This is a genomic window from Micromonospora sp. WMMD980 (genome assembly GCF_029626035.1).
Classification (GTDB): Bacteria; Actinomycetota; Actinomycetes; order Mycobacteriales; family Micromonosporaceae; genus Micromonospora.
Map to the genome: position 1 here is coordinate 5,079,552 of NZ_JARUBE010000003.1, position 20,831 is coordinate 5,100,382.

Sequence of the window (20,831 nt, forward strand, 5' to 3'; positions counted from 1 at the left end):
GATGCACATTCGCCGCCTGGCTGCCGAGGACCGCCTGACCACCAGCTTCCCGCTCCAGGCGTACGCGTTCGAGGCGTCGCCGATGACAGCCGCCCGGACCGACGAGTTCCGGGCCTACCTGCCCTACAACGCCGGGAACACGACGCTCGTGGTCGAGGAGGACGGCGTCACCGCGGCGGCGGCGTCCGCGATCCCGATGCGGCAGAACCTGCGCGGCGCGGTGCTGCCGATGGCCGGCGTCGCGGGCGTGGCCACCCACCCGCTGGCCCGCCGGCGCGGGCACGTGCGGACGCTGATGCACCGGCTCCTCGACGGGATGCGGGACGAGGGGCACCAGCTCAGCGCGCTGCACCCGTTCCGGGCCTCGTTCTACGAGCGCTTCGGCTACGTCGGGTTGCCCCGGCGGCGTACCGCGGTCTTCGCCCCGGCGGACCTGGCGTCGCTGCTGCCGGCCGAGTTGCCCGACGAACTGGTGTGGGAGCGGATCGGCGCCGGCTACCCGCGGTGGCGCGCCTACACCGACAGGTGCCTGCGCGAGCGGCACGGCTTCGCGGTCTTCCCCGACTTCCGGGCGGTCGGGCTGCGCGAGCGGGACGACCGCTGGCTGGTCAGCGTGGTGCGCGATGGCAGGACGGTGGGCGCGGTCACCTACCGGATCGACGACCACGCCGGCACGCTGATCGCCGACGACCTGCTCTTCGACGACGCGTACGCGCGGGCGTCGCTGCTGCAGTTCTTCGCCCGGCACGTCGACCAGGTGGCCCGGGTCAGCGTCGAGTTGCCGCCCGAGGAACTTCCCGAGCTGTGGCTCACCGACCTGGACGTGCGGGTGGAGGCGCGGGTGGCCCGACCCGACCCGACCGCGCCGATGGCCCGGCTGCTCAGCCTGGAGGCGCTCGCCGACCAGCCGGTCGGGGTCGGCCGGGTGCTCGTCGAACTGGTCGGCGACCGCTGGCTCGCCGGCCGGCACCTGCTCGACGGCACCACCGGCAAGCTGGCGGTGCTGCCGGCCGACAGCGCCGCCCAGGGCGGCGTGCCGCACGCGCGGCTCACCGCGGCCGGGCTCTCCGCCCTCGCGTACGGGGTGCTCGACCCGGCCGAGGTGGCGGTGCGCGGGCTGGGCGAGGTGTCCGTGGAGGCGGCCACCGAACTACGTCGACTCTTCCCCCGTGAGCTGCCCTACCTGTTCGCCGATTTCTGACCGGGTTGCCGGCGGCCGCGCAGGGGTAGGTTCCTGCGGGTGCCGGGATGGTTGGAAGCGGGATTCTGGGGTCTGCTCGCCGGTTCCGCCCTGTTGATCGGGGCGGCCGTCGGGTTCTTCGTGCGGGTGCCGCGCCGGGCCACCGCGTCGGTGATGGCGTTCGGGGCCGGCGTGCTGCTCTCCGCCGTCTCGTTCGAGCTGATCGACGAGGCGCACGAGCAGGGTGGCCTGGTGCCGGTGGCGATCGGCGCGGCGGCCGGCGCGCTCGCGTACACCGGGGCGAACGTGCTGCTGGCCCGGCGCGGGGCGCGGCACCGCAAGCGCTCCGGCGACGAGCAGCCCTCCGAGCAGGAGCAACCCGGTTCGGGTAACGCGATCGCGGTCGGCGCGCTGCTCGACGGCGTACCGGAGTCGGTGGTGATCGGCACGAGCCTGCTGGCCGGCGGCCCGGTCAGCTTCGTCACGGTGATCGCGGTCTTCCTCAGCAACGTGCCGGAGGGGCTGTCCAGCGCGGCCGGGATGCGGCAGGCCGGGCGGACCCGCCGTTATGTCTTCGGGCTCTGGATCGCCATCGCGTTGATCTCCGGCGCCGCGTCGCTGGCCGGGTACACGCTGCTCGGCGGCGCCCCGCCCGAGGTGTTGGCCACCATCACCGCGCTCGCCGGCGGCGCGATCCTGGCGATGATCACCGACACCATGGTCCCGGAGGCGTTCGAGGACGCGCACCTGCTGGTCGGCCTGATCACCGTGCTCGGCTTCCTGGTCGCGTTCGCCCTCTCCCACACCTGACGCCCCGGCGGGTGGCTTAGCGGCGGGTTAAGGATCGCCGGCGGAGTCGTGCCCGGGCGGTCCGGCCTCCTAGCATCGGGCGGTGCGCGTGACGTCCGCTGTCTCCCTGCTCGCCCTCGCCCTGGCCACCACCACGCTGACCGGCTGCGGCGGCGACCCGTCCGACCGGCCCGCCCCGGCGGCCGCCACCGGGACTCCAGCCGGCACCGTGTCCGCCCCGGCGGCGGACGCCCCGGCGGCCTCGCCGAGCGCCCGCGCCGGCTTCGGCAGCGCCAAGCCCAGCCCGTCTCCGACGGCTGCCGCGTTACGCGCCGGCAACCCCGCCGGGCGGGCCACCGTGCCGGCCGAGGCGCGCGCGGTGGACACGTCGCGCCCGACCCGTACCGTCGGCACCGGAACGCCCGCGAGCTGCACCTCGGCGGCGGTGGTGAAGGCGGTCGCGGCCGGCGGCGTCATCACGTTCGACTGCGGCCCGGCGCCGGTGACCATCACCATGACGGCCACCGCCAAGGTGGTGAACTCGCACGGCCCCCGCATCGTGCTGGACGGCGGCGGCAAGGTCACGCTCAGCGGCGGCGGCAGCCGGCGGATCCTCTACATGAACACCTGCGACCAGGCGCAGGGCTTCACCACCTCGCACTGCCAGAACCAGGACCACCCGCAGCTCACCGTGCAGAACCTGACGTTCACCGGCGGCAACTCCACGGGCGACCGGACCGAGGGCGGCGGGGGCGGCGCGATCTTCGTCCGGGGCGGCCGGGTCAAGGTGGTCAACTCGCGGTTCGTCGACAACCGCTGCGACCGCACCGGCCCCGACCTGGGTGGCGCCGCGATGCGGGTGCTCAGCCAGTTCGAGAACAAGCCGGTGTACGTGGTGGGCAGCACCTTCACCGGCGGGGTGTGCGCCAACGGCGCGGCGCTGAGCAGCATCGGCGTCTCCTGGGCGGTGCTGAACAGCGTCTTTCGCGACAACCGGGCGGTCGGCACCGGCGCGAACCCGGCCCGGGGCGGCACGCCCGGCGGCGGCAGCGGCGGCGCGATCTACTGCGACGGCAACGAGTTCACGGTGAATCTCGCCGGCACGGTCATCGAGGACAACAGCGCCAACGAGGGCGGCGGGGCGGTCTTCTTCGTCAGCAACAACCGCACCGGCACCATGACGATCTCCGGGTCGACCCTGCGGCGGAACCCGAGCCGTGGGTTCGAGACGAAGGGCTTCCCGGGCATCTTCTTCCTGGGCGCCCGACCCCCGTCGGTGACCTCCTCCCACCTCTCCTGAGGCTGAAGGAGGGGCCCCCTGTTAACGCCTCCGGTAGAGAAGGGGCCCCCTGTTAACGCCTCCGGTAGAGAAGGGGCCCCTTCTCTACCGGAGGCGAGCCTGCGGCCGGCGCGGCGGGGTCAGTACGGGTCGGGGCGGCCGGGGAGGGCGCCCTTTGTCAGGGCGACGGGGCGGCCGGGGAGGGTGGGGTCGGTGGACAGGGGCGGTGAGTTCGTGCCGGCCCTCGTCGCCATGCCGGTGACGAGTTCCCGCAGGGCGGTCACCGTGTCGACCCGGGGCTCCCAACCGAGTTCGGTCTCGGCCCGGTGGGTGGACATCAGCGGCACGTTCAACGCCAGGTCGACCCAGCCGGTGTCCACCGGTTGCAGGCGCGCGCGCCAGGTCACCGCCGCCGCGCCCCGCAGCACCGGCACCGCCACCGGCACGGTCCAGCCGTGGAAGTGCCGCGCCACCAACTCCGGCGTGAGGACCGGGTCGGTCGCCACGTTGAAGGCGCCGCGCGCGTCGCCGATGACCGCCCGGGCGTACGCGTCGGCCACGTCGTCGGCGTGCACCGCCTGCATCCGCAGCCGCCGATGCGTGGGCACCAGCGGGATCCGGCCGTAGCGCAGCAGCCGCACCGGCACGAGCGGGCCGAGGAAGTAGCGGCTGATCTCCGTACCGGCCTCGCGCTGGAAGATCAGCCCCGGCCGCAGCCGCACGATCCGCAGCTCCGGGTGCTCCCGCTCCACGCCGTCCAGCAGCGCCTCCACCTCCGCCTTGTCCCGGCTGTAGGAGGACGTCTCCACCCCGGTCGCCGGCCAGTTCTCGCTGACCGGGTGGTCCTTCGGGCCTGGCGCGTAGGTGCCGACCGAGGAGGCGTACACCAGGGCGGGAACGCCGGCCCGGACGGTGGCCTCGGCGACCGCACGGCTGCCGCCGACGTTGGTCCGGTAGAGCGTGCGCCGGTCGTGGCTGGGCTGGATCTGCCAGCCCAGGTGCACGACCGCCCGCGCCCCGGCGAAGATCCGCACCAGCTCGTCGGCGGCGCCGGGCGCGCCGATGTCGCAGGAGTGCCACTGGACGTCGTCGTACGGTTCGCCGGCGTCCGGCCCGGGCAGCCGGCGGGCCACCCCGACCAGTTCGGCCGCCGACTCCTGCCGCAGACGGCGGAGTACGGCGGTGCCGACGTTCCCGGTGGCCCCCACGATCACGATGCGCATGTCCGGTGCGGTACCCGCTGAACCGGCCCGCAACCGCCCAGGGGCGGGGGTTCGTGCCTCCCCACCCCTCCCACGGGACGACCACCGGCGGCGGGCGCACAGCACGGGCAGACGGGGACTGGAGATCGACAGGCGGTGGAAGCCGGAGGCCCGGGCCGGGAAGGTTTCGGTAGCCTGGGCGGGCCACTGGCTCAATGGCAGAGCTGTGGACTTCAATTTCCAGAAGCGCTTTTTGTCTCTTCTACTTACCGTAGCCTCTTTCAGTCTGGGACTCTTGCGCCCATTTCCAGGAAAATGTCGCCAGGTATCAGCAGGTCAGCGTTGGACTTCCCGCACGCCGTGCAAGCGCTGCGGATCCGGCGTCGCCGACTGAATGCGACCACCGGCCGCTGGTCCACCGTCACCGTCGACGCGATCACCAACCTGAACGACCTGAACGCCGGCCAGGCCAGCCCCACCGACCTGGCCGACGCCCTACGCGGGCACTGGGCCATCGAGATCCTGCACCACATCCGCGACACCACCTACGCCGAAGACGCCAGCCGCCAACGCACCCCGCGTCATGGCCACCCGGCGCAACACCGCGATCAGCCTGCTCCGCCTTGCCTGCGCCCTGCCCGGGACTCCGCTCGAACTGGCGTCTCGTCTCAGCCATGAACCTCTATCCCTCAAGCTCTGGCCCCCACGCTACGAGGGGAAGGGCACCTATCGAACAGCGACGGCCCGCAGAGTCCTCGAACCCTCGCCATCCACGCCACGACCGCCCTCGTCCTGCACGACCTCGGCCACTGCCACGCCGCCCGGACCCTGCTCACCAACACCATCGCCACCCACCGCCAGCAACATCCCGGCCACCCCGCAGCCACCCGCATGACCCGGCAGCTGACCCGCATCCACGACGACTGCGTCGCCAGGGGCCATCAGCACGACACCTGACAATCACCCGAACAGGGCCAAACCTGGCGTGGATTACCCGCCGCTCGGGCCTGGGTTTCCCGCTCCGACGTAGCGTCCAGACGATGATGCGGCGGGCCGCCGCGCGGCCGGCGGTTCTCCCGGTGCCGGCCGCCCGCGCAGGCTGGGCGGACCTCAACCCCGCAGCCGGTGATCGGGTAGCCTGATGGCCCAACGGGCCGTTAGCTCAATTGGCAGAGCTGAGGACTTTTAATCCATAGTTGTCATTGCATTCCATCGTCACCTATGAAAGTGACGAGCCGGTTCACCTGCCCCGTTTTGCCCATTAACGCGATGGCTGGCGTCCTATGCGGACGCGGGTGGCTCGCGGGGTGCTCGACCGCTCAGGATGCGGTTGGGCAGCGGGCGTCTGCGTAGGTGGGCCGTGCGGACCGCCGGCAGGGACGAGCGCTTGACGTCTCCTTCAACCCGGGCGGGCCGCCAACCGGATGTCGGTTCGGGCGATGGAGGTTGTCCCGTTGCAGATGCTGCGCCGAGGAGTGGCGACGAACAGCGGCAGATGGCGTGATCGAGGGGCCATGCCCTCGATCGGCGATCCGGGTTCCAACGGCAAAACGGATCGATCAGCGCCGTGACCGAAGACGACGCCTCGACGCGCGGCGGCGTACCCGGGTTGCGAGCCGGGGCGCGCCGCTATTGGGGCAGGCGGTGGACCTCGGCGGCGGACTGCGAAAGTCCGCGCCTTCGTCGACAACAAGCCACAGCAGGCTCGGGACACCCTGGCTCTCCGGTTGCGCGAACAGCTTGCCGAGACCACCGATGCGAAATTCACCGCTGCGCTGACCGCGTGGAGGACGATAGTGGACTTGGAGAGGGCCTACGAGGTCATCGCAGCTGGCCGCCACTGAAGGATGAACGCCGGGCATGAGGTCCTGACGCCCGGCCCAGTCAGGGTTCTCGAACGTCACAAGTCAGCGAAGAAGTCCTTCTCGACGGTCACGTCCTCTACGACGCGCGTGGCCGTCCGTACACCCAGCTCATACTCCTTCAGCAGATCGCATAGGCGCCGTCCGTCGATCAGGTCTACCGGCGGGGCGCCGTCACGAGTCGCCTCGGCCTTAGCCTCCGCAGTGAAGGTTCCGGTGGTGATCAGCAGGCCCTTGTCTCCTCGGCCCGCCATAGCACCACGAAAATCCCGGACAGCACCGGATCCAACGCTGCCTCGATACCGCTTGGACTGAAAGAAGACCGGAAACGACACGAGTGACATGCGGTATATCCCAAGCCCATCGATGCCGCCGTCACCCGTTCGTCCTGTCACCGTCGCACTGATGAAGCCTGCCTCGCGCAGCAGACGCTGGGCCAGCCGCTCGAACGCATCCGGAGGCACGGACATCAGAACGTCTAGCAACTGTTCCCGCCAGTCCTGCTCGTCGTCTATCTGCTGCTCGTCGCTGCCTGTCACTTCTTGGGCCTGCTGCGCGTTGCGCTTGGCTCGCTGTTCATCGCGGAGCTGCGCGACGACCTGAGCGCGAAGACGAGGTATGTCGTCGCGCTGAACCAAACGGCCCCGCTCAGTCAGCGCCCAGACGCCGCGGCGGCTGTTGACCAAGAGGTTCATGCGCTTCAAGTAGGTACGAGCCCAAGCTAGCCGATACTCGAGCTCGGTTCGGGGCCCATCCCCGTGAAGAACCTGCTGCTGTTCCTCCGTGAAGTCTTGGCGCTCAAGCACTGCCTCGACGATCTCATCGATGGAGCCGGAACCCCCTAGGGCTTGGACTGCCGCGACCGTCGGCCACAGCAGTTGGGAGTAGTCCGGTACCAATGCGCGTGCCATGCGCCAAGTCTGCCGTATGACCGGAGCCCAGACGTTACTGCCGATCACCGAATTCCACGGATGGTGTGGCGGGACTGCCGCCCGGGAGCTCGCAAGCAGCAGCCAGGCCAACCATGGGGTTCCCAAGGTCGGAAACACGACAGCCCGCAGTGCAGTCGCACGACACCGACGACCTACGACCATGAACATGCCGGACTGGCAGGCACGCGAGGGGCGACAGGCCGCGGACGGGTCCGCTGCCGAGTCGGGGCACGTGTCGTAACGCGTCTCTATACTGACCGGCGTCGAAGATCGAGGTGATCGAAGTTTTGGCGATCCCCCGCGGCCAACACCTGGCAGGGCTGCGGGTGCCCGAGAAGTCGGTGCATGAGGGGGCAACGGATGAGGCGCGAAGAGATCATTCCGAGTGCGGCGAGGTTGACGAACTCGCTTCGTGACCTCGGATACGAATTCTCGAACGCGGTCGCGGACCTGATCGACAACAGTGTCACCGCGGGCGCCGGCAAGGTCGGGATCACCTTCCACTTCGACGGCCCTGAATCCTGGATCCGGATCGTGGACGACGGTAGCGGCATGACCGGCGCGAGCGTGTCCGAGGCCATGCGGCTGGGAACTGCGCAGGACTATGGCGAGGGTGACCTCGGCAAGTTCGGCCTCGGTCTCAAGACAGCGAGCCTGTCCCAGTGCAGGGCCCCGGCAAAGTCGTAACGGTGTCCGACTTGTGAGGCTTGGGGTAGAAGCGCCGTTGGTGGTGGCAGCAAGGCGGGCATGACCGGCTCAGAAGATCATCAAGGTTCTCTACGCCATGCTGATCGCCCGAAGTGAGTCATGCCCGCGCTGCCATCATCGCTGATCTCGTCCCTGTCCTGCGCACCGGCTCTGACCGTTGCCGAAACCGCTGGTGGGCTGCCCGAAGCGCTCGCTGGTCTGCCTGATCCACGGGCCCGGCGAGGTGTCCGGCATCGGCTGACGGTCGTGGTCACCGCAGCCGTGTGTGCTGTGGTCGCCGGCTACCGCTCGTACGCCGCGATCGCCGAATGGGTCGCCGACGTGCCGGCCACGACGGCTCTCGCCCTGGGCATGCCTGCCGACCGGCGCCCGTCGGAGGCGATGATCCGCCGGCTGTTACAGGCCATGGACCCGCAGCTACTGACCGCGGCGATCAGTGTCTGGCTCGCCGGCCGGGCCACCGCCACCACCTCAACGGCCGGCCGGGCGATCGCCGTCGACGGCAAGACCCTGCGCGGCTCCCGCACCACCGACACCCCTGCCCGGCACGTGATGACCGCCTGCGACCAGGCCACCGGTGTGGTCCTGGCCAGCATCGACGTCGACGGCAAGACCAACGAGATCACCCGGTTCGCGCCGCTGCTCGACCAGATCAGCGACCTGCGCGACACGGTGATCACCGCCGACGCCCTGCACTGCCAACGCGAGCATGTCGACTACCTCGCCGAGCGCGGCGCGCACTGGATCCTGACCGTCAAAGGCAACCAACCCCACCTGCACGCCCAGCTCACCGCACTGCCCTGGCGGGCAGTCCCCGACGCCACCCGCGACACCGACCGCGGACACGGCCGCCGCGAGATCCGCAGCTGCAAGATCCTGACGATCTCCACCGGCATCGACTTCCCGCACGCCGCCCAAGCCATCCAGATCCGCCGCCGCAGACGCCGCCTCGACCAGCCGAAACGCTTCACCACCGAGACCGTCTACGCCATCACCGACCTCCGCGTCCACCAGGCAAAACCAGCACAACTGGCAGCGTGGACCCGCGAGCACTGGTCGATCGAGAACAAGGTCCACTGGGTCCGCGACGTCACCTACGACGAGGACCGCAGCCAGATCCGCACCGGCACCGGACCCGAGGTCATGGCCGCTCTACGCAACGCCGCGATCGGCGCACTCCGCACCGCTGGCGTCACCAACATCGCCGCCGCCAACCGGCATCACGCCCGCGACAGCATCCGCCCGCTGGCACTGCTCGGCATCACCTGACGACTTTGCCGGGGCCCTGTGTCCCAGTGCCGGCGTATCAGCGTGGCCAGCCGTACCGATCCGAACCGCCGCACGATCGAGGTGCGGCGGCTCGATCTGGACCACGTGACGGCGACCGACCGTTGGGAGATTCTGCACCTCACCGGCGCCGAGCGGCCGGAGCCGCTGATCGCGCCGCTCAGGGAGTCGACGGGGACCGTTGTGATGTGGGAGGACCTAGTACGGCAGCCGCCGTTTGAGATGTTGCTGGTGGGGGTCGGTAGACGAGGTGCGGCCACCGCGTGATCGTCTGTCTGCTGTGGACATAACTTCAGATCTGGCGGTGGCCGCGTGCCACAGCGTAGACCCTGCCCGGTGGCGGCAGGTCCTGGCCGGGGTGTGCGATGCGTTCGCGGGACGGTTCGGGCGGGTGGAGCCGCGGCGGGCGGCGGCGGCGTTCGTGACAGGGCTGCTCACGAATATCGAAATCAAGACGTGTTGGCAGTTGGCGGAGCAGGCCGGGCATGGCCGGCCGGACGCGATGCAGAGGTTGCTGTATCGGGCGAAGTGGGACGCCGACGCGGTGCGTGACGACGTGCGACAGGTCGTCGTCGACCGGCTTGGCGACCCCGACGGGGTCCTCGTCGTTGACGAGACCGGCGATCTGAAAAAAGGTGTGCACACCGTCGGTGTCCAGCGCCAATACACCGGCACCGCCGGGCGGATCGAGAACGCGCAGGTTGGCGTGTTCCTGGCCTACGCGAGCAGACACGGCCACACCCTGATCGACCGCCGGGTCTACCTACCGAAGTCCTGGACCGACGATCGACAGCGGTGTGAGCAGGCCGGCGTCCCGGACGACGTCGCGTTCGCCACCCGATCCGAGCTGGCCGACGACATGATCACCGCCGCTGTTCAAGCCCTGGTCCCGGCCCGATGGGTCGCTGCGGACGAGGCCTACGGCAACAACACTCGGCTGCGGGGTGAACTGCGCAAACTGCGCCTCGGCTACGTCCTGGCGGTCTCCTGCGATCATCTCGTGCCGATCGACGGCGGGAAGACCCGTTGTCGCGCCGACCGGCTGGCCGCCGACCTGCCTGCCACCGCGTGGACCCGGCGCAGTGCCGGCGACGGGTCGAAAGGGCCACGGTTCTACGACTGGGCATGGCTGACCGACGTCGGCGCCGACGGCGACTCGGACGACGACGGCCGGCACAGTCTGCTGATCCGCCGCAACAACACCACCGGTGAGCTGGCCTTCTACCGTTGCTGGACACCCGGCCCGGCCACCCTCGCCCAGCTCGTGCGGGTAGCGGGAGTTCGTTGGGTCGTGGAGGAATCGTTCCAGGCCGGAAAGGGTCAGGTCGGTCTTGACCAGCACCAAGTCCGCCGCTGGACGTCCTGGCACCGGTTCACCACCCTGGCCCTGGCAGCCCTCGCGGTCCTCGCGATCTGCGCCGCCGACGCCCGAACAGCAGACCGTCACGGTCAACCCGACATGATCGAGCTGACCGTCAACGAGATCCGCCGCCTGATCAACATCCTGCTCATCCGGCCGACCCGCAGCATCGCCTACCGTTTGCGCTGGTCAACATGGCGACGCCGACACCAAGCACGAGCCAAACGAGCCCACTACGCCCGCCGCCTCAACCTCGAATTCCCACCATGATCACGAATGGCGGCTGCCGTACTAGACCGCATACTCAGTTTTCGTGACCCGTGGGGAGGGTGGGCGCAGAAGTATCTGATGGCCCTTGCCGAACAGCTCGACCGTCATCTCGGGATGGTCTTCGGGCGCTTCATCTCCGGCCTGGCTCGGCGGCGTAAGAAGCTCCACATCACTATCAACGGAACGCCGGTCGAGGCGTGGGATCCGTTCGTCCGAGCGGAACCCCGGGTCGAGTCGCTTCCGGTGGGGGAGTTCCCGGTGGCAGGCGGACTGGTGAGGTTCAGTCCATTTGTCGTTCCGGCACAGCGTGAGTTCAGTAGCGATGCCGCGTGGCGGCGGGCCAGCGGCCCACAGAACTGGAACCGCCAGCAGGGCTTCTACGTCTACCGCGCTGACCGCATGATCCAGTCCGGTGGATGGTCACGGATGCGCACACAGGACGAACACACGAAACTGGCACGGGCGTCCCTGGAGTTCTGGCCGGACCTGGACGACGCCTTCGAGATCAACATCTCGAAGATGCGGGTACGGCTGCCGGAGGAACTCAAGGAGCAGCTGAACCGGCCTGTCGCCGATCTGCTCAAGCGGGCGCAGGAACGCTACCGCGGCGGCGACAAGAAAAGGTCCCCTCGCCCTCGGCCGCCCTCGGAACCCCCGTCACCGTCCCCCAACGGTGGTGCAACCCCGCCCTCGACAGGTGGGGAGCGGCGAGGTGCCGAGCCTGTGGCAAAGCCGTCCACGACCGGCACGCACGGGGGTGGCGGCAGTATCGGCAACGGCGTCGTGGGCCCGCCTGCGAGCAGGTCCGGCGGTTCGGGACCTCGCGTGTCGGCGCCACCGGCCGTGGCTACAGCCCTGCATCGGGCGGCCGAACGCGCCGGGCAGTCGGACGCGCTGGGTCTCATCCTCGACGAGCTGCGACGAGAAGACCCGGAGGTGGCCCGTGAGTTCGGCCTCTGAACCGGTGGACCAACACGCGCCGGAAACGTACCTGCGAGCCGTCCGCGCCGTCATGAGCACCGGGCTGACTCTGGAGCAGGCGTTGGCCGGCTTCGTGCCGGAGGAACTACGGGACGAGGTCGCCCGGCGGTGGAACGCCGACCGCGTGACCCTCGAACCGGTTGCTGTGCTGTCCAGGGGTGGGCCGCGAGCGTGGTTCGACAGCTACGACCCTGCCGGCGGCTACTACTGGCCGCGGCTGCGAGAATGGCTGCTGGTCGAAAAGGGGCGCACCGAGAGCGCCATCGACGCGATCGACACGGCCACCGACAGAATTTTGTCGATGCTTGAAGACCCCCGGCCCGCCGGTCCCAGCGGCTTCCAGGTTCGGGGTCTGGTCGTCGGCTACGTGCAGAGCGGAAAGACCGCCAACTTCACCGCACTGATCGCTAAGGCGTACGACGCGGGCTATCGCATCGTCATCGTGCTCTCCGGAATCCACAATTCGCTACGTCGACAGACGCAGCTGCGGCTCGAGGACGAACTGGGCCTCGCCCCGGACGAGGTCGGCCGCCGAGGTGTCGGCGCTCCCGAGCAGGGGCGCCAGATCATCCGCATGACCGGCGCGGAGGTCTGGCAGGACTTCCATCCCGGCACGGCCGACGCCAGTCTCCTGCAGGGCAACGTTCCCCTGATCTTCGTGATCAAGAAGAACGCGAGTGTGCTGCGTCGTCTGGTTGGCTGGCTCGAGGATCGGCAACCGGTCAGCACACCCGTGCTCGTCATCGACGACGAGGCCGACCAGGCAAGCATCAACACCGGCGGAAACAGACAGCTCCTCGATGAGGTCGTCGACTTGGTCGCTGACGACGTCGACGCCGCCGCTGACGGCCTGGACCGGGTGTCGGACCACACCCAGGCAGAGGAGATCAACCCCTCGGTCATCAACGGGCTCGTTCGGCGGCTGCTGCACCGCCTCAGGCGCGCCAGCTACGTCGGATACACTGCCACCCCGTTCGCCAACGTCCTCATCAACCACGAGGCGATGGACCGGGAGGTCGCCGAGGACCTGTATCCGCGGGATTTCATCGCTTCGCTCCCCCCGCCCCACGGCTACTACGGACCGGAACGCCTCTTCGGCCGTGAGGCGCTGGCCGGTGAGGGCGGCGAGAACGTCCAGGAGATCGATGTTATCCGTCAGGTGCGCGACCATGAGGCCCGCCTGCTCACGCCAGCCCGGGGGGCGCCTGCGGTGAACGCCCTTCCGCAGAGTCTCGACCACGCACTCGCAGATTTCATACTCGCCACGGCCGCCCGCGACACCCGCACTGGCGGCTCACCGGCGAGCGCGATGCTTATCCACGGATCCCAGTACACCTACCAGCAGGACGCCATTGCGGCGCTGGTCCGCGAACGGCTGTCCGTGCTGCGGCAGCGTTGGCGCTACGACAACGAGCACGCCTCACCCGAGTTCCAACGCCGTTGGGAGGAGAAGTTCGTCCCTGTCACCGACGCCATCGCGCCGGACCGACGCGTCGACTTTTCCGAGATCGAGCCGGCGGTCGCCCGTCTGTTCCGCGGAGAACTTCCCGTTCTCGTCCTGCACAACAGGTCCGCGGACGAGCTGGACTACGAGCGCAACCCCGACCTGCGGGCGGTGGTCGTCGGCGGCAACAAACTGTCGCGCGGTCTGACGATCGAGGGTCTCCTCGTCTCGTACTACGTCCGTAACGCCAACTATTTCGACACCCTGCTGCAGATGGGCCGGTGGTTCGGCTACCGCGAGGACTATGTCGACCTGACCCGGCTGTGGACCACCGCGGACCTCAACCAGCGCTTCCGGGACCTGGCAACCGCGGAGGAGGATCTCAGGCGCGAGATCCGGCTGTACGAGGTACTCGGAAAGACCCCTCGCGACTTCGCCCCCCGGATCCGGGCCCATGAGACGATGCGCATCACCGCCCCGAACAGGATGGGCAGCGCACAGGAGATCAGTTACGACTTCTCGGGCACATTGTTTCAAACCATCCTGTTCCGCCTCGACGACCGGGACTGGCTGCGGTACAACCTCGACGCGACCCGCCGATTCCTGAGCAGACTCGGCCCACCGAACGCGACAGGCGCCGACGGTCTGCCCGCGTGGAGCGACGTGGACTGGCGCGATGTCGAGGAGTTCCTCGGCGACGCGGGGTACCGGACAGCGCCCGGCTCCCAACGCTCGAGTCTGGCCCTGCGCGAGTACATTGCGACGCAGGCCAAGCACCGTGAACTGGCGCGGTGGAGGGTGGCTGTCCGCGGCCGGCAGAACATCGACACGGGCCTGGGCAGCGAGGACCTGCACATTCAGGGATGCGGACCCGTGGCCTGTATCAGCCGCGCCCGCCACGGGCTCTCCGAAACCAGCATTGGCTCGCTCGTCAACCCGGTCAGCCGCGGCAATCCGGGTGCCGGCGACGAGGACATCGGCCTCGGCGACGAGGACCGCAAGTGGGCGGCGGAGGTCGCGGAGAACAGCGACGTTAGCTACCCCGTCGCGCTGCGCCACCGGCGGACGCCCACGGAGGGGTTGCTCCTGCTCTACCCGATCAGCGCCTACAGCAGACCCAAGGAGCCGGCGTTGTCCGGCGAACCCAAGGGACAACCCAGGCAACCGCTGTTCGACAATCCCGACGAGCAGGGCGAGACAGTCATTGGGATGGCGATCAGCTTCCCGGCCTCGGAGAGCCCGGGAACCATCCGCTACGTCGTCGGGTCGCCCGGCCCGGTCACGGCATGACCGACGCCGACGAGCAGCGCCTGAGTGATCCGGAGGCTCTGGAGATCCTGTGGCGCTCGCTGCCGACCCCGACCGGCCTGCAGTTGGAGGCGCAGCGCGTCGCAGACTGGCCCGGTGGACCGGTGCTGGCCGCGGTCGACGCCACCGGACGACGGCACCTGCTGATCCCTCTGCCAGCATCCACGGGCTTTCGCGCACCACGACAGAGTCGAGGTCTATACGCCGAGGTCCGCCGACTGAGGGTCCACCGAACGGACGAGGACGAGAACTACTGGGTAGACCTCAGCTGCCCCGAGCCCGCTCTGCAGAGACTGTTCACGTCCTTCGCGCAGGAAGTTGTCAACGCGTTGTCCGCCAGCTCGTCGGCCGACCCAGCTGCCATCACTGACACGGCGGAGCGGTGGCGCAAGTTCTGGTCTGTTCCGGCCGAGGGCCTCGGCGTCGGCGCCCAACTCGGACTGATCGGCGAACTCTGGCTGCTCACCCGCTGGTTGCCGTCTCTCACCCGGTACGCGGTCAGGTCGTGGCAGGGACCGTTGGGCGGAAGGCACGACTTCACCAGCACCCGGCTGTCGGTCGAGGTGAAGACGAGCGGCTCCTCTACCGGACCCACAGTCCACCGGATCGGCTCGCTCGATCAGCTGGCTACGCCCGTGTCCGGCGTCCTGTACCTGATGTCGCTGCGGCTGACGGCCGATCCTCTGGGCGAGATCACTCTCGACGACCTGATCCGGGAGGCTCGCACATCGGTCCGACACGACGATCTTCTCGCCGACGATTTCGACAAGCGCCTCGCCTCAGCCGGCTGGACTCCGGCCGACCTGGGTAGGTACGACGGATCGTGGCGGCTGCTCCACCAGTCGCTCTACGAGGTTGGCGAGGGCTTCCCACGCTTGACGTCCGCGACGTTCCCTACAGGCCTACCGACCGGGATCACCGATGTCGGATACACGCTCGACACTACGGCCTGCCGCGACTGGCTCGTCGCGGATGATCCACGGGCAACTACCGCGCTGTCCGCCCTCGCCTCCGTTCGGTGACCGGGGTGACCGGGCCTTCTGACACCTCGGCCGGTCGCCGGTGGGCGGATCACCGTCCCATCGGGGTCATCGACCCGAACACGTTGGTCATCGCCGTACGCAGCCTGGTCTGGCAAGCGATGAACCACTCGACATACTCCTGCCAGTCCTCGGTCAACCCGATCTGACCAGTGCGGTAGTCCGCGATCCGGCACCCCTTCTTGCCGATGAGCGGATCGAACCGCAGAGGTCCGCCGTAGGTGCCCTCGATGGTCTCCCGCTTCGCCTCGGCGGCCGCGAAGCGGGCGTCGTTCAGGGCAGGCTCGGGACTCTCGAAGAAGATCTCGCTGCATAGACCCGCTCGGCCGAACGAGCACCTGAAGGTAATCCCGGTGGTTCCAGACGGCAGGGCGAGCCAGTTCTGCACAAGCCCCTTGCCCGACCGCGTCCAGTCGAGTTGGCGACCGGACAGCTCGGCCAACATCTGCGTCCAGAACCTCTGGTACGCCTGGCCCTTCGACGAACCGCCCTCCGCCTGGGCCTTCGCCCTGACCGACTTACCCCAGTCGTTGGGCTGAGCGACGAGCCGCAGCAGAGGAGCTGGCGGGGAAGCCGCGATGCGGACGACGCCGACCTCGACGCCGAAGAACCTCGTCGCCTCGTCGGTGCGGGTATTGAGCCAGTCGAGGGCGGCACGGTGCTCCTCACGGAATCGCGTCGCGATCCAGACCACGTTTACCGCGTCGGTGCCGCCGGCGTAGGTCAACAGCTGGCCGAGATTGGTGTGGTCCGTCGGCGCGAGCTGGTTCTCAACGATCACCAACTCGCCGGTTGCCTGGTCCACGCCGATGAGATCAAGGGCGAACGTGCCCACCGGATGCTCGGCAGCGGAAAGCTCGAGATCCATGCCCAGCACGTCGCCGAGGGCCCCGGCATTCGCCAACAGCCACGGTGTGAAGTCGTGGGCCTCGTGCGGCCAGACCTCCCGCGCGTCGACCACCTCCAGCCTTCCCAACTGGAGCCACCCCGCCGTCGGGCCCTCCTCCGCCGAAGGCGTGCCCGCGCCTCGGGGCGCATCAGCGTGCATCGACTACCAGCGCTCTCGGGTTCGCCCTGTCCAAGGTCACCCAGTGCATCAGTTTCCCGCCGGCCGGCGCGGCGGTTAGGGGAGTGACTAAATGGAATCCGATGGTGATCTTCTCGGAGGAGATGACCTCATTCTGGTTGCCGTCAAGGTTGTCCCTCTCGACGGTCGGGTAGAGGATGACCGATCCGGTGGCCTCGCCCCTGAGCGCATCGGCCCCCGGATCCGGAATCGAGGTGTCGACCCCGGCGATTCTCGTGGCCGCGTTGCGGTGTCGATCCTCGCTGAAGACCCGGAACGAGGCGCCGGACGAGGTGCGTTGGCGCTCGAAGACGCTGAACGGCCCGTGCCCGGCGACGACGCGTCGGGTGGTGGACCTGGTCTGTTGGGGTATGAGCACGACCCACCGTGCGAGTTGATCGGGACGCAGTTGGCGTAGCCACGCAAGTTCCGGTTGGAAGGTGTCGTCGGCCAGCCACTTGATGTTGCCGAGGACGGTCAGGAGTGTTGCGTGACTGACAACTGCCACTCCCGCCTCGTAGGTGGTCTTGGCTCCCGGGACTGCGAACTCGACAGTCCGTTGGGTTGCGGCAGCGAGCAGTGGCTTCCACTGCTCGAGGTTGTGCTTGATCTTTGTCGTGGACGTCGGGAAGGCCACGGGTTCCATGGGCTTGCCCGGTGAGCTCTTCATGACGAGCTTGGCGTTCCACATCTTGTTGCGACCGGTCGGGCGCAGATCCGGGCGGTGTTGGGCGATCAGGGGTGGGATCTGTCGAGGGGTCAGCTGCGGCGTACCGTCGGCCGGGTCCGCGTACTGGCGCAGTTCGCGACGGAGGAAGTCCTCGTCGCGGCAGGCGGCCTCGAACATGTCGTGCAGGTCTGGGGTGGTGTAGAGGCGGACCAGGTCTCGGTAGCCGGGTCGGAAGCCGAACCAGCGGCCCATCTGCATGAGGGTGTCGACCTGAGCCGTGGCGCGCCGGTAGTAGGTGACGGTAAGCCCTTCGACGGTGAAACCACGAGCGAGCTTGTTGCCGCCGACGAGGATGCGCCAGATCTCCCGCTGGTCGAAGTCGAGGCTCTCCTGCTGCCTCTCAAGGTCGGTGTCGCTGTTCACGACGATGACCGGGCTGCCGTTACGGTCGGCGGGGCTAATGAGTCTGAGCGCCTCGCCGATGTCGTCGCGCAGGTCGTCGAAATCGGCCGGTGCAAGCAGTGTGGGTGCCTGCGCGCGAGATACGGGCAGGACGTCGGTGATGTACAGGTCGCGTAGCCGCGCCAATCCGCTAGGCCGGTAGTAGCCGGCGGTGTTCCACAGGTGGCCGATCAGCTCGGCTGTCTGCCGGTGGGAGTCTTTGCCCATTGCCTCGTGAACGAGCATGGTGTGGTGCCGGTAGGACGTTCCGTGCCGTTGTCGGTACAACTTGAGGGCACCGGTGAGGACGAACATGTCCACGGCGTGGCGCAGTTCGCCGTCGTCGGGTTCGTCGGCGAGGTACCGGACGTGGGCCCGCTCCTTCGAGGTTTCGAGGGGACGCTGTTCGAGGGCTAGTTCGGCGTCGAAGTCGTGGAAGTCCTCTGCGCCCATGTAGCCAGCGGGACGCGGCAGGGAGATGAGGAAGTCGCGGGGGAAGATGTCCTCGACGTCGGAGGGGTCGATGAACACGTTGGCGTACGGGGTGGCGGTGTAGCCGACGTACTGGGCGCGGGGCATCATTCGCAGCAGTTGCCCGATGAGCCGGTTGATCGCGGTGCGTTTTCTGCTGTCCTCCTTCCACTTCTTCGGGCTGACGGTGTTGACCGACGCCTGGTCAGACTCGTCGTCGATGATGAGGACGGGCACCTCGCCGAGACGCTCACTGATGCGACCCAGGTCCGCCACCAGTGCTTCGAGGACGGAGGCGTTCTTCTTGGCGACAACGAGACGGGCGTCGCTGGTGTGAAGATTCGCTGGGTCAAAAAACTTCCGGTTACGCTCGCGCCCCCTGAACTCGAGGGCGGAGAAACCCATCTTGAGCCGCTTGTAGTCGCCGGCATGGTTGCTCAAGCGGTGGATGTCGGGGTATCCGGCGTCGGAGGGTCGCCCCCCATGTCGGACGAAGCAGTCGCCCTTCCAGTCGGGGTCGTTCTGGTACTCGTGGACCTTCTGGTCGTGGGGGGAGATCTCCCGTTCGATGTTCTCCCGACCGCACAGTTCGATGTCGAGACGCCGCTGGGTCTGTGCGCGCAGCATGTTCGTGGTGCCGGTGAGGACGATGACGAGCCGGTACCCGGCGTCAACGGCCTTGGCCACGACGCCGGTGAAATTGGCGGTCTTGCCGCTCTGGACGTATCCAACGACGAGGCCCTTGGCCTGGTACGCAACGGGTCGAGTCGGGTCGGACAGACGCCGGACGACCTCCTCGGTGGCCCTGTCGAGGTCAGCGACAGCGTCGGGGTTTCGCCACTTGTCGAGCAGGTAACGGTGATAGTGCGCCCAATAGAAGGTGCGCTCGGTGCGGCGTTGCGGGGTGCGCCACTCCTCCCAGTCGTCGGCGATGACGATGACCCCGTCTGCGACGGCGTAGGGGAACAGGTCGGCGATTAGGTCCGCCGTCGGGTCGTCGACGGCGAGCGCGGCCATCACCGCCGCGCGCCGTTCGGCGGTGTTGTGGCTGGTGCCATCGGTCCAAGGGGCGCTGCTCTGCTCATGGTCCCACCCGGCCAGCGTGTGTGCGATCTGCTGGCGTAGGGCATCTTCAGGTCCGGCGTCGCGCAGGTGGGTCAGAAGCGCGGAGCCGTTGGCAATGTCGGGGGCGTCAGCGCCCAGCATGGCGGCCAAGGCGTGCAGACGCTTGGGGCCCGTGCGCTGCATGGCGGCAAGCGCCGCACTGTATGCGGTGGTGACGATGTCGCTCATGGCAGTTCCCGTTGTCCCCTCGCGAGTACGTCGGTCAGGATTTGCGGCGTCTCATCGTCGCTGAGCCCGGTCAGGTCCAGCCGGTAGCGGATGTCGGTCACACGGGTGCCGTCGACACCGGCCTGAGTAAGCAGCTGCGTTGTTAGGCGGGGAAACGCTTCGGTAACCGCAAATGCCTGAGGACGGGTTCGTAGTCGCCAGCGACGCTGGCAGGTGGCCGTGTACCGGTCACGCCAGCCCGAGGCTTGCAACAGGCCGTCGAATTCGGTGTGCCGGGTCGTGGTGGGCAGAAGGGCACGGGCTCTACTGAGCCATTTCCAAGCTGATTTGGCAGCTCAGGGCGGGTGCGGCGGTCCCGGTGATCGATGGGTGCGAGGCTCCAGGTAGGACAGCTGTCGACCAAGACTCGAAGCCCTAACCGGGAGCCTCGCCATGCTGTCCTACCCCGCCACGATTCCGTTGTCCAGCCGCACCCTGAACCACCTCGCCGAACGCATCCGCGGCCACCGCAAGCAGCACCGATCCCGGTGGCGGCGCCTCACACCCGGCCGGCAGGCGCTGCTGGCTCTGGCCCATCTGCGCAACGGCGACACCTACACCCGACTCGCGGCCGGCTTCGAGATCGGCGTCGCCACCGCCTGGCGCTACGTCCAGGAGGCGATAGCCCTGCTCAGCTCGGCAGCCGACGACCTGGACACCGCGATGCGACGCATCCGGCTACTGGCGTACGCGATCCTGGACGGCACGCTGATCCCGATCGACCGAGTCGCCGAGCAGAAGCCCTACTACAGCGGCAAACACAAACGCCACGGCGTGAACGTGCAGGTCATCGCGGACGCCGCCGGCCGGCTCGTGTGGGCATCACCGGCACTGCCCGGTTCGGCACACGACCTGAGCGCCGCCCGCCATCACGGCATCATCGATGCCCTGACCAGCGCGGACGTGATGACCTTCGCCGACAAGGGCTACCAGGGCGCCCACGGTAGTGTCCGCACCCCGTTCAAGCGGCGCCGCTTCCGACCGAAGCTGTCACGCAGGCAGAAGGCCGTGAACCGGGCCCACGCGAAGATCCGCGCCCGCGGAGAACGAGCGATCGCCACACTCAAGACCTGGAAGATCCTGGTCAAGCTGCGATCCTGCCCACGCCGAGCCACCGCGATCGTCCAAGCCATTCTCGTCCTGCACCACGTCGAAGCGAACCGCTACGCAGGATGAAAATGGCTCACTGATAAGTTCCGGGAGGGAACA

General features: G+C 68.5%; 16 protein-coding genes. 12 read left to right on the top strand and 4 right to left on the bottom strand.

All coding sequences use genetic code 11. From position 1 onward, the window contains the following. Position 1: 1 nt before the first annotated feature. The 3 genes from O7618_RS23905 (at position 2) to O7618_RS23915 (ending at position 3,269) form a co-directional block, all read left to right on the top strand. Entirely contained in the window at positions 2 to 1,201 is a 1,200-nt protein-coding gene (locus O7618_RS23905) for a GNAT family N-acetyltransferase (protein WP_278108365.1), read from the top strand. 39 nt (positions 1,202 to 1,240) lie between these two features. Continuing rightward, positions 1,241 to 1,990 carry a ZIP family zinc transporter gene (locus O7618_RS23910; RefSeq protein ID WP_278108366.1) on the top strand — a complete coding sequence of 250 codons (750 nt, stop codon included), beginning with the start codon at positions 1,241 to 1,243 and terminating at the stop codon, positions 1,988 to 1,990. A gap of 82 nt (positions 1,991 to 2,072) precedes the next feature. Beyond that, entirely contained in the window at positions 2,073 to 3,269 is a 1,197-nt protein-coding gene (locus O7618_RS23915) for a hypothetical protein (RefSeq protein ID WP_278108367.1), read from the top strand. Positions 3,270 to 3,388: 119 nt separating this feature from the next. Here the strand turns inward: O7618_RS23915 and O7618_RS23920 are convergent, their stop codons facing one another. Then, complete coding sequence (locus tag O7618_RS23920) at positions 3,389 to 4,471, bottom strand: NAD-dependent epimerase/dehydratase family protein (RefSeq protein ID WP_278108368.1); 1,083 nt, start codon at positions 4,469 to 4,471, stop codon at positions 3,389 to 3,391. Positions 4,472 to 4,792: 321 nt separating this feature from the next. On the opposite strand from O7618_RS23920, the gene O7618_RS23925 reads away from it, so the two are divergent. Beyond that, the gene (locus O7618_RS23925) at positions 4,793 to 5,128 is read left to right on the top strand and encodes a hypothetical protein (protein ID WP_278108369.1); all 336 of its coding nucleotides are present in this window, start codon (positions 4,793 to 4,795) and stop codon (positions 5,126 to 5,128) included. 1,222 nt (positions 5,129 to 6,350) lie between these two features. Here O7618_RS23925 and O7618_RS23930 read toward each other — a convergent pair. Further along, positions 6,351 to 7,223, bottom strand: a complete 873-nt coding sequence (locus tag O7618_RS23930; protein ID WP_278108370.1) for a restriction endonuclease — start codon at positions 7,221 to 7,223, stop codon at positions 6,351 to 6,353. Positions 7,224 to 7,604: 381 nt separating this feature from the next. Between O7618_RS23930 and O7618_RS23935 the strand changes: the two genes are divergently transcribed. The 7 genes from O7618_RS23935 (at position 7,605) to O7618_RS23965 (ending at position 15,624) form a co-directional block, all read left to right on the top strand. Continuing rightward, positions 7,605 to 7,931, top strand: coding sequence for an ATP-binding protein (locus O7618_RS23935; RefSeq protein ID WP_278108371.1), 327 nt, complete (start codon positions 7,605 to 7,607; stop codon positions 7,929 to 7,931). A gap of 120 nt (positions 7,932 to 8,051) precedes the next feature. Next, positions 8,052 to 9,221, top strand: a complete 1,170-nt coding sequence (locus tag O7618_RS23940; RefSeq protein ID WP_278104995.1) for an ISAs1 family transposase — start codon at positions 8,052 to 8,054, stop codon at positions 9,219 to 9,221. Positions 9,222 to 9,263: 42 nt separating this feature from the next. After that, on the top strand, positions 9,264 to 9,506 hold the full coding sequence (locus O7618_RS23945) for a hypothetical protein (protein WP_278108372.1): 243 nt from the start codon (positions 9,264 to 9,266) through the stop codon (positions 9,504 to 9,506). A gap of 82 nt (positions 9,507 to 9,588) precedes the next feature. Next, complete coding sequence (locus O7618_RS23950; protein WP_278103967.1) at positions 9,589 to 10,869, top strand: IS701 family transposase; 1,281 nt, start codon at positions 9,589 to 9,591, stop codon at positions 10,867 to 10,869. A gap of 78 nt (positions 10,870 to 10,947) precedes the next feature. Next, positions 10,948 to 11,829: a hypothetical protein gene (locus O7618_RS23955; protein WP_278108373.1), complete on the top strand. Its 882-nt coding sequence runs from the start codon at positions 10,948 to 10,950 to the stop codon at positions 11,827 to 11,829. Between the two features lie 52 nt (positions 11,830 to 11,881). After that, positions 11,882 to 14,584 carry a Z1 domain-containing protein gene (locus O7618_RS23960; RefSeq protein ID WP_278108374.1) on the top strand — a complete coding sequence of 901 codons (2,703 nt, stop codon included), beginning with the start codon at positions 11,882 to 11,884 and terminating at the stop codon, positions 14,582 to 14,584. After that, the gene (locus tag O7618_RS23965; RefSeq protein ID WP_278108375.1) at positions 14,581 to 15,624 is read left to right on the top strand and encodes a PD-(D/E)XK motif protein; all 1,044 of its coding nucleotides are present in this window, start codon (positions 14,581 to 14,583) and stop codon (positions 15,622 to 15,624) included. Before O7618_RS23960 ends, O7618_RS23965 begins: the two co-directional genes overlap by 4 nt. Before the next feature lie 49 nt (positions 15,625 to 15,673). On the opposite strand, the gene O7618_RS23970 is transcribed toward O7618_RS23965, so the two are convergent. Further along, a complete protein-coding gene (locus tag O7618_RS23970; RefSeq protein WP_278108376.1) occupies positions 15,674 to 16,618 on the bottom strand; it encodes a DUF4268 domain-containing protein in 945 nt (314 codons plus the stop codon). A 61-nt stretch (positions 16,619 to 16,679) separates the two neighbouring features. Continuing rightward, the gene (locus O7618_RS23975) at positions 16,680 to 19,583 is read right to left on the bottom strand and encodes a Z1 domain-containing protein (protein ID WP_278108377.1); all 2,904 of its coding nucleotides are present in this window, start codon (positions 19,581 to 19,583) and stop codon (positions 16,680 to 16,682) included. A gap of 432 nt (positions 19,584 to 20,015) precedes the next feature. Between O7618_RS23975 and O7618_RS23980 the strand changes: the two genes are divergently transcribed. Beyond that, positions 20,016 to 20,798, top strand: a complete 783-nt coding sequence (locus O7618_RS23980; RefSeq protein WP_278108378.1) for a transposase family protein — start codon at positions 20,016 to 20,018, stop codon at positions 20,796 to 20,798. Positions 20,799 to 20,831: the final 33 nt, after the last annotated feature.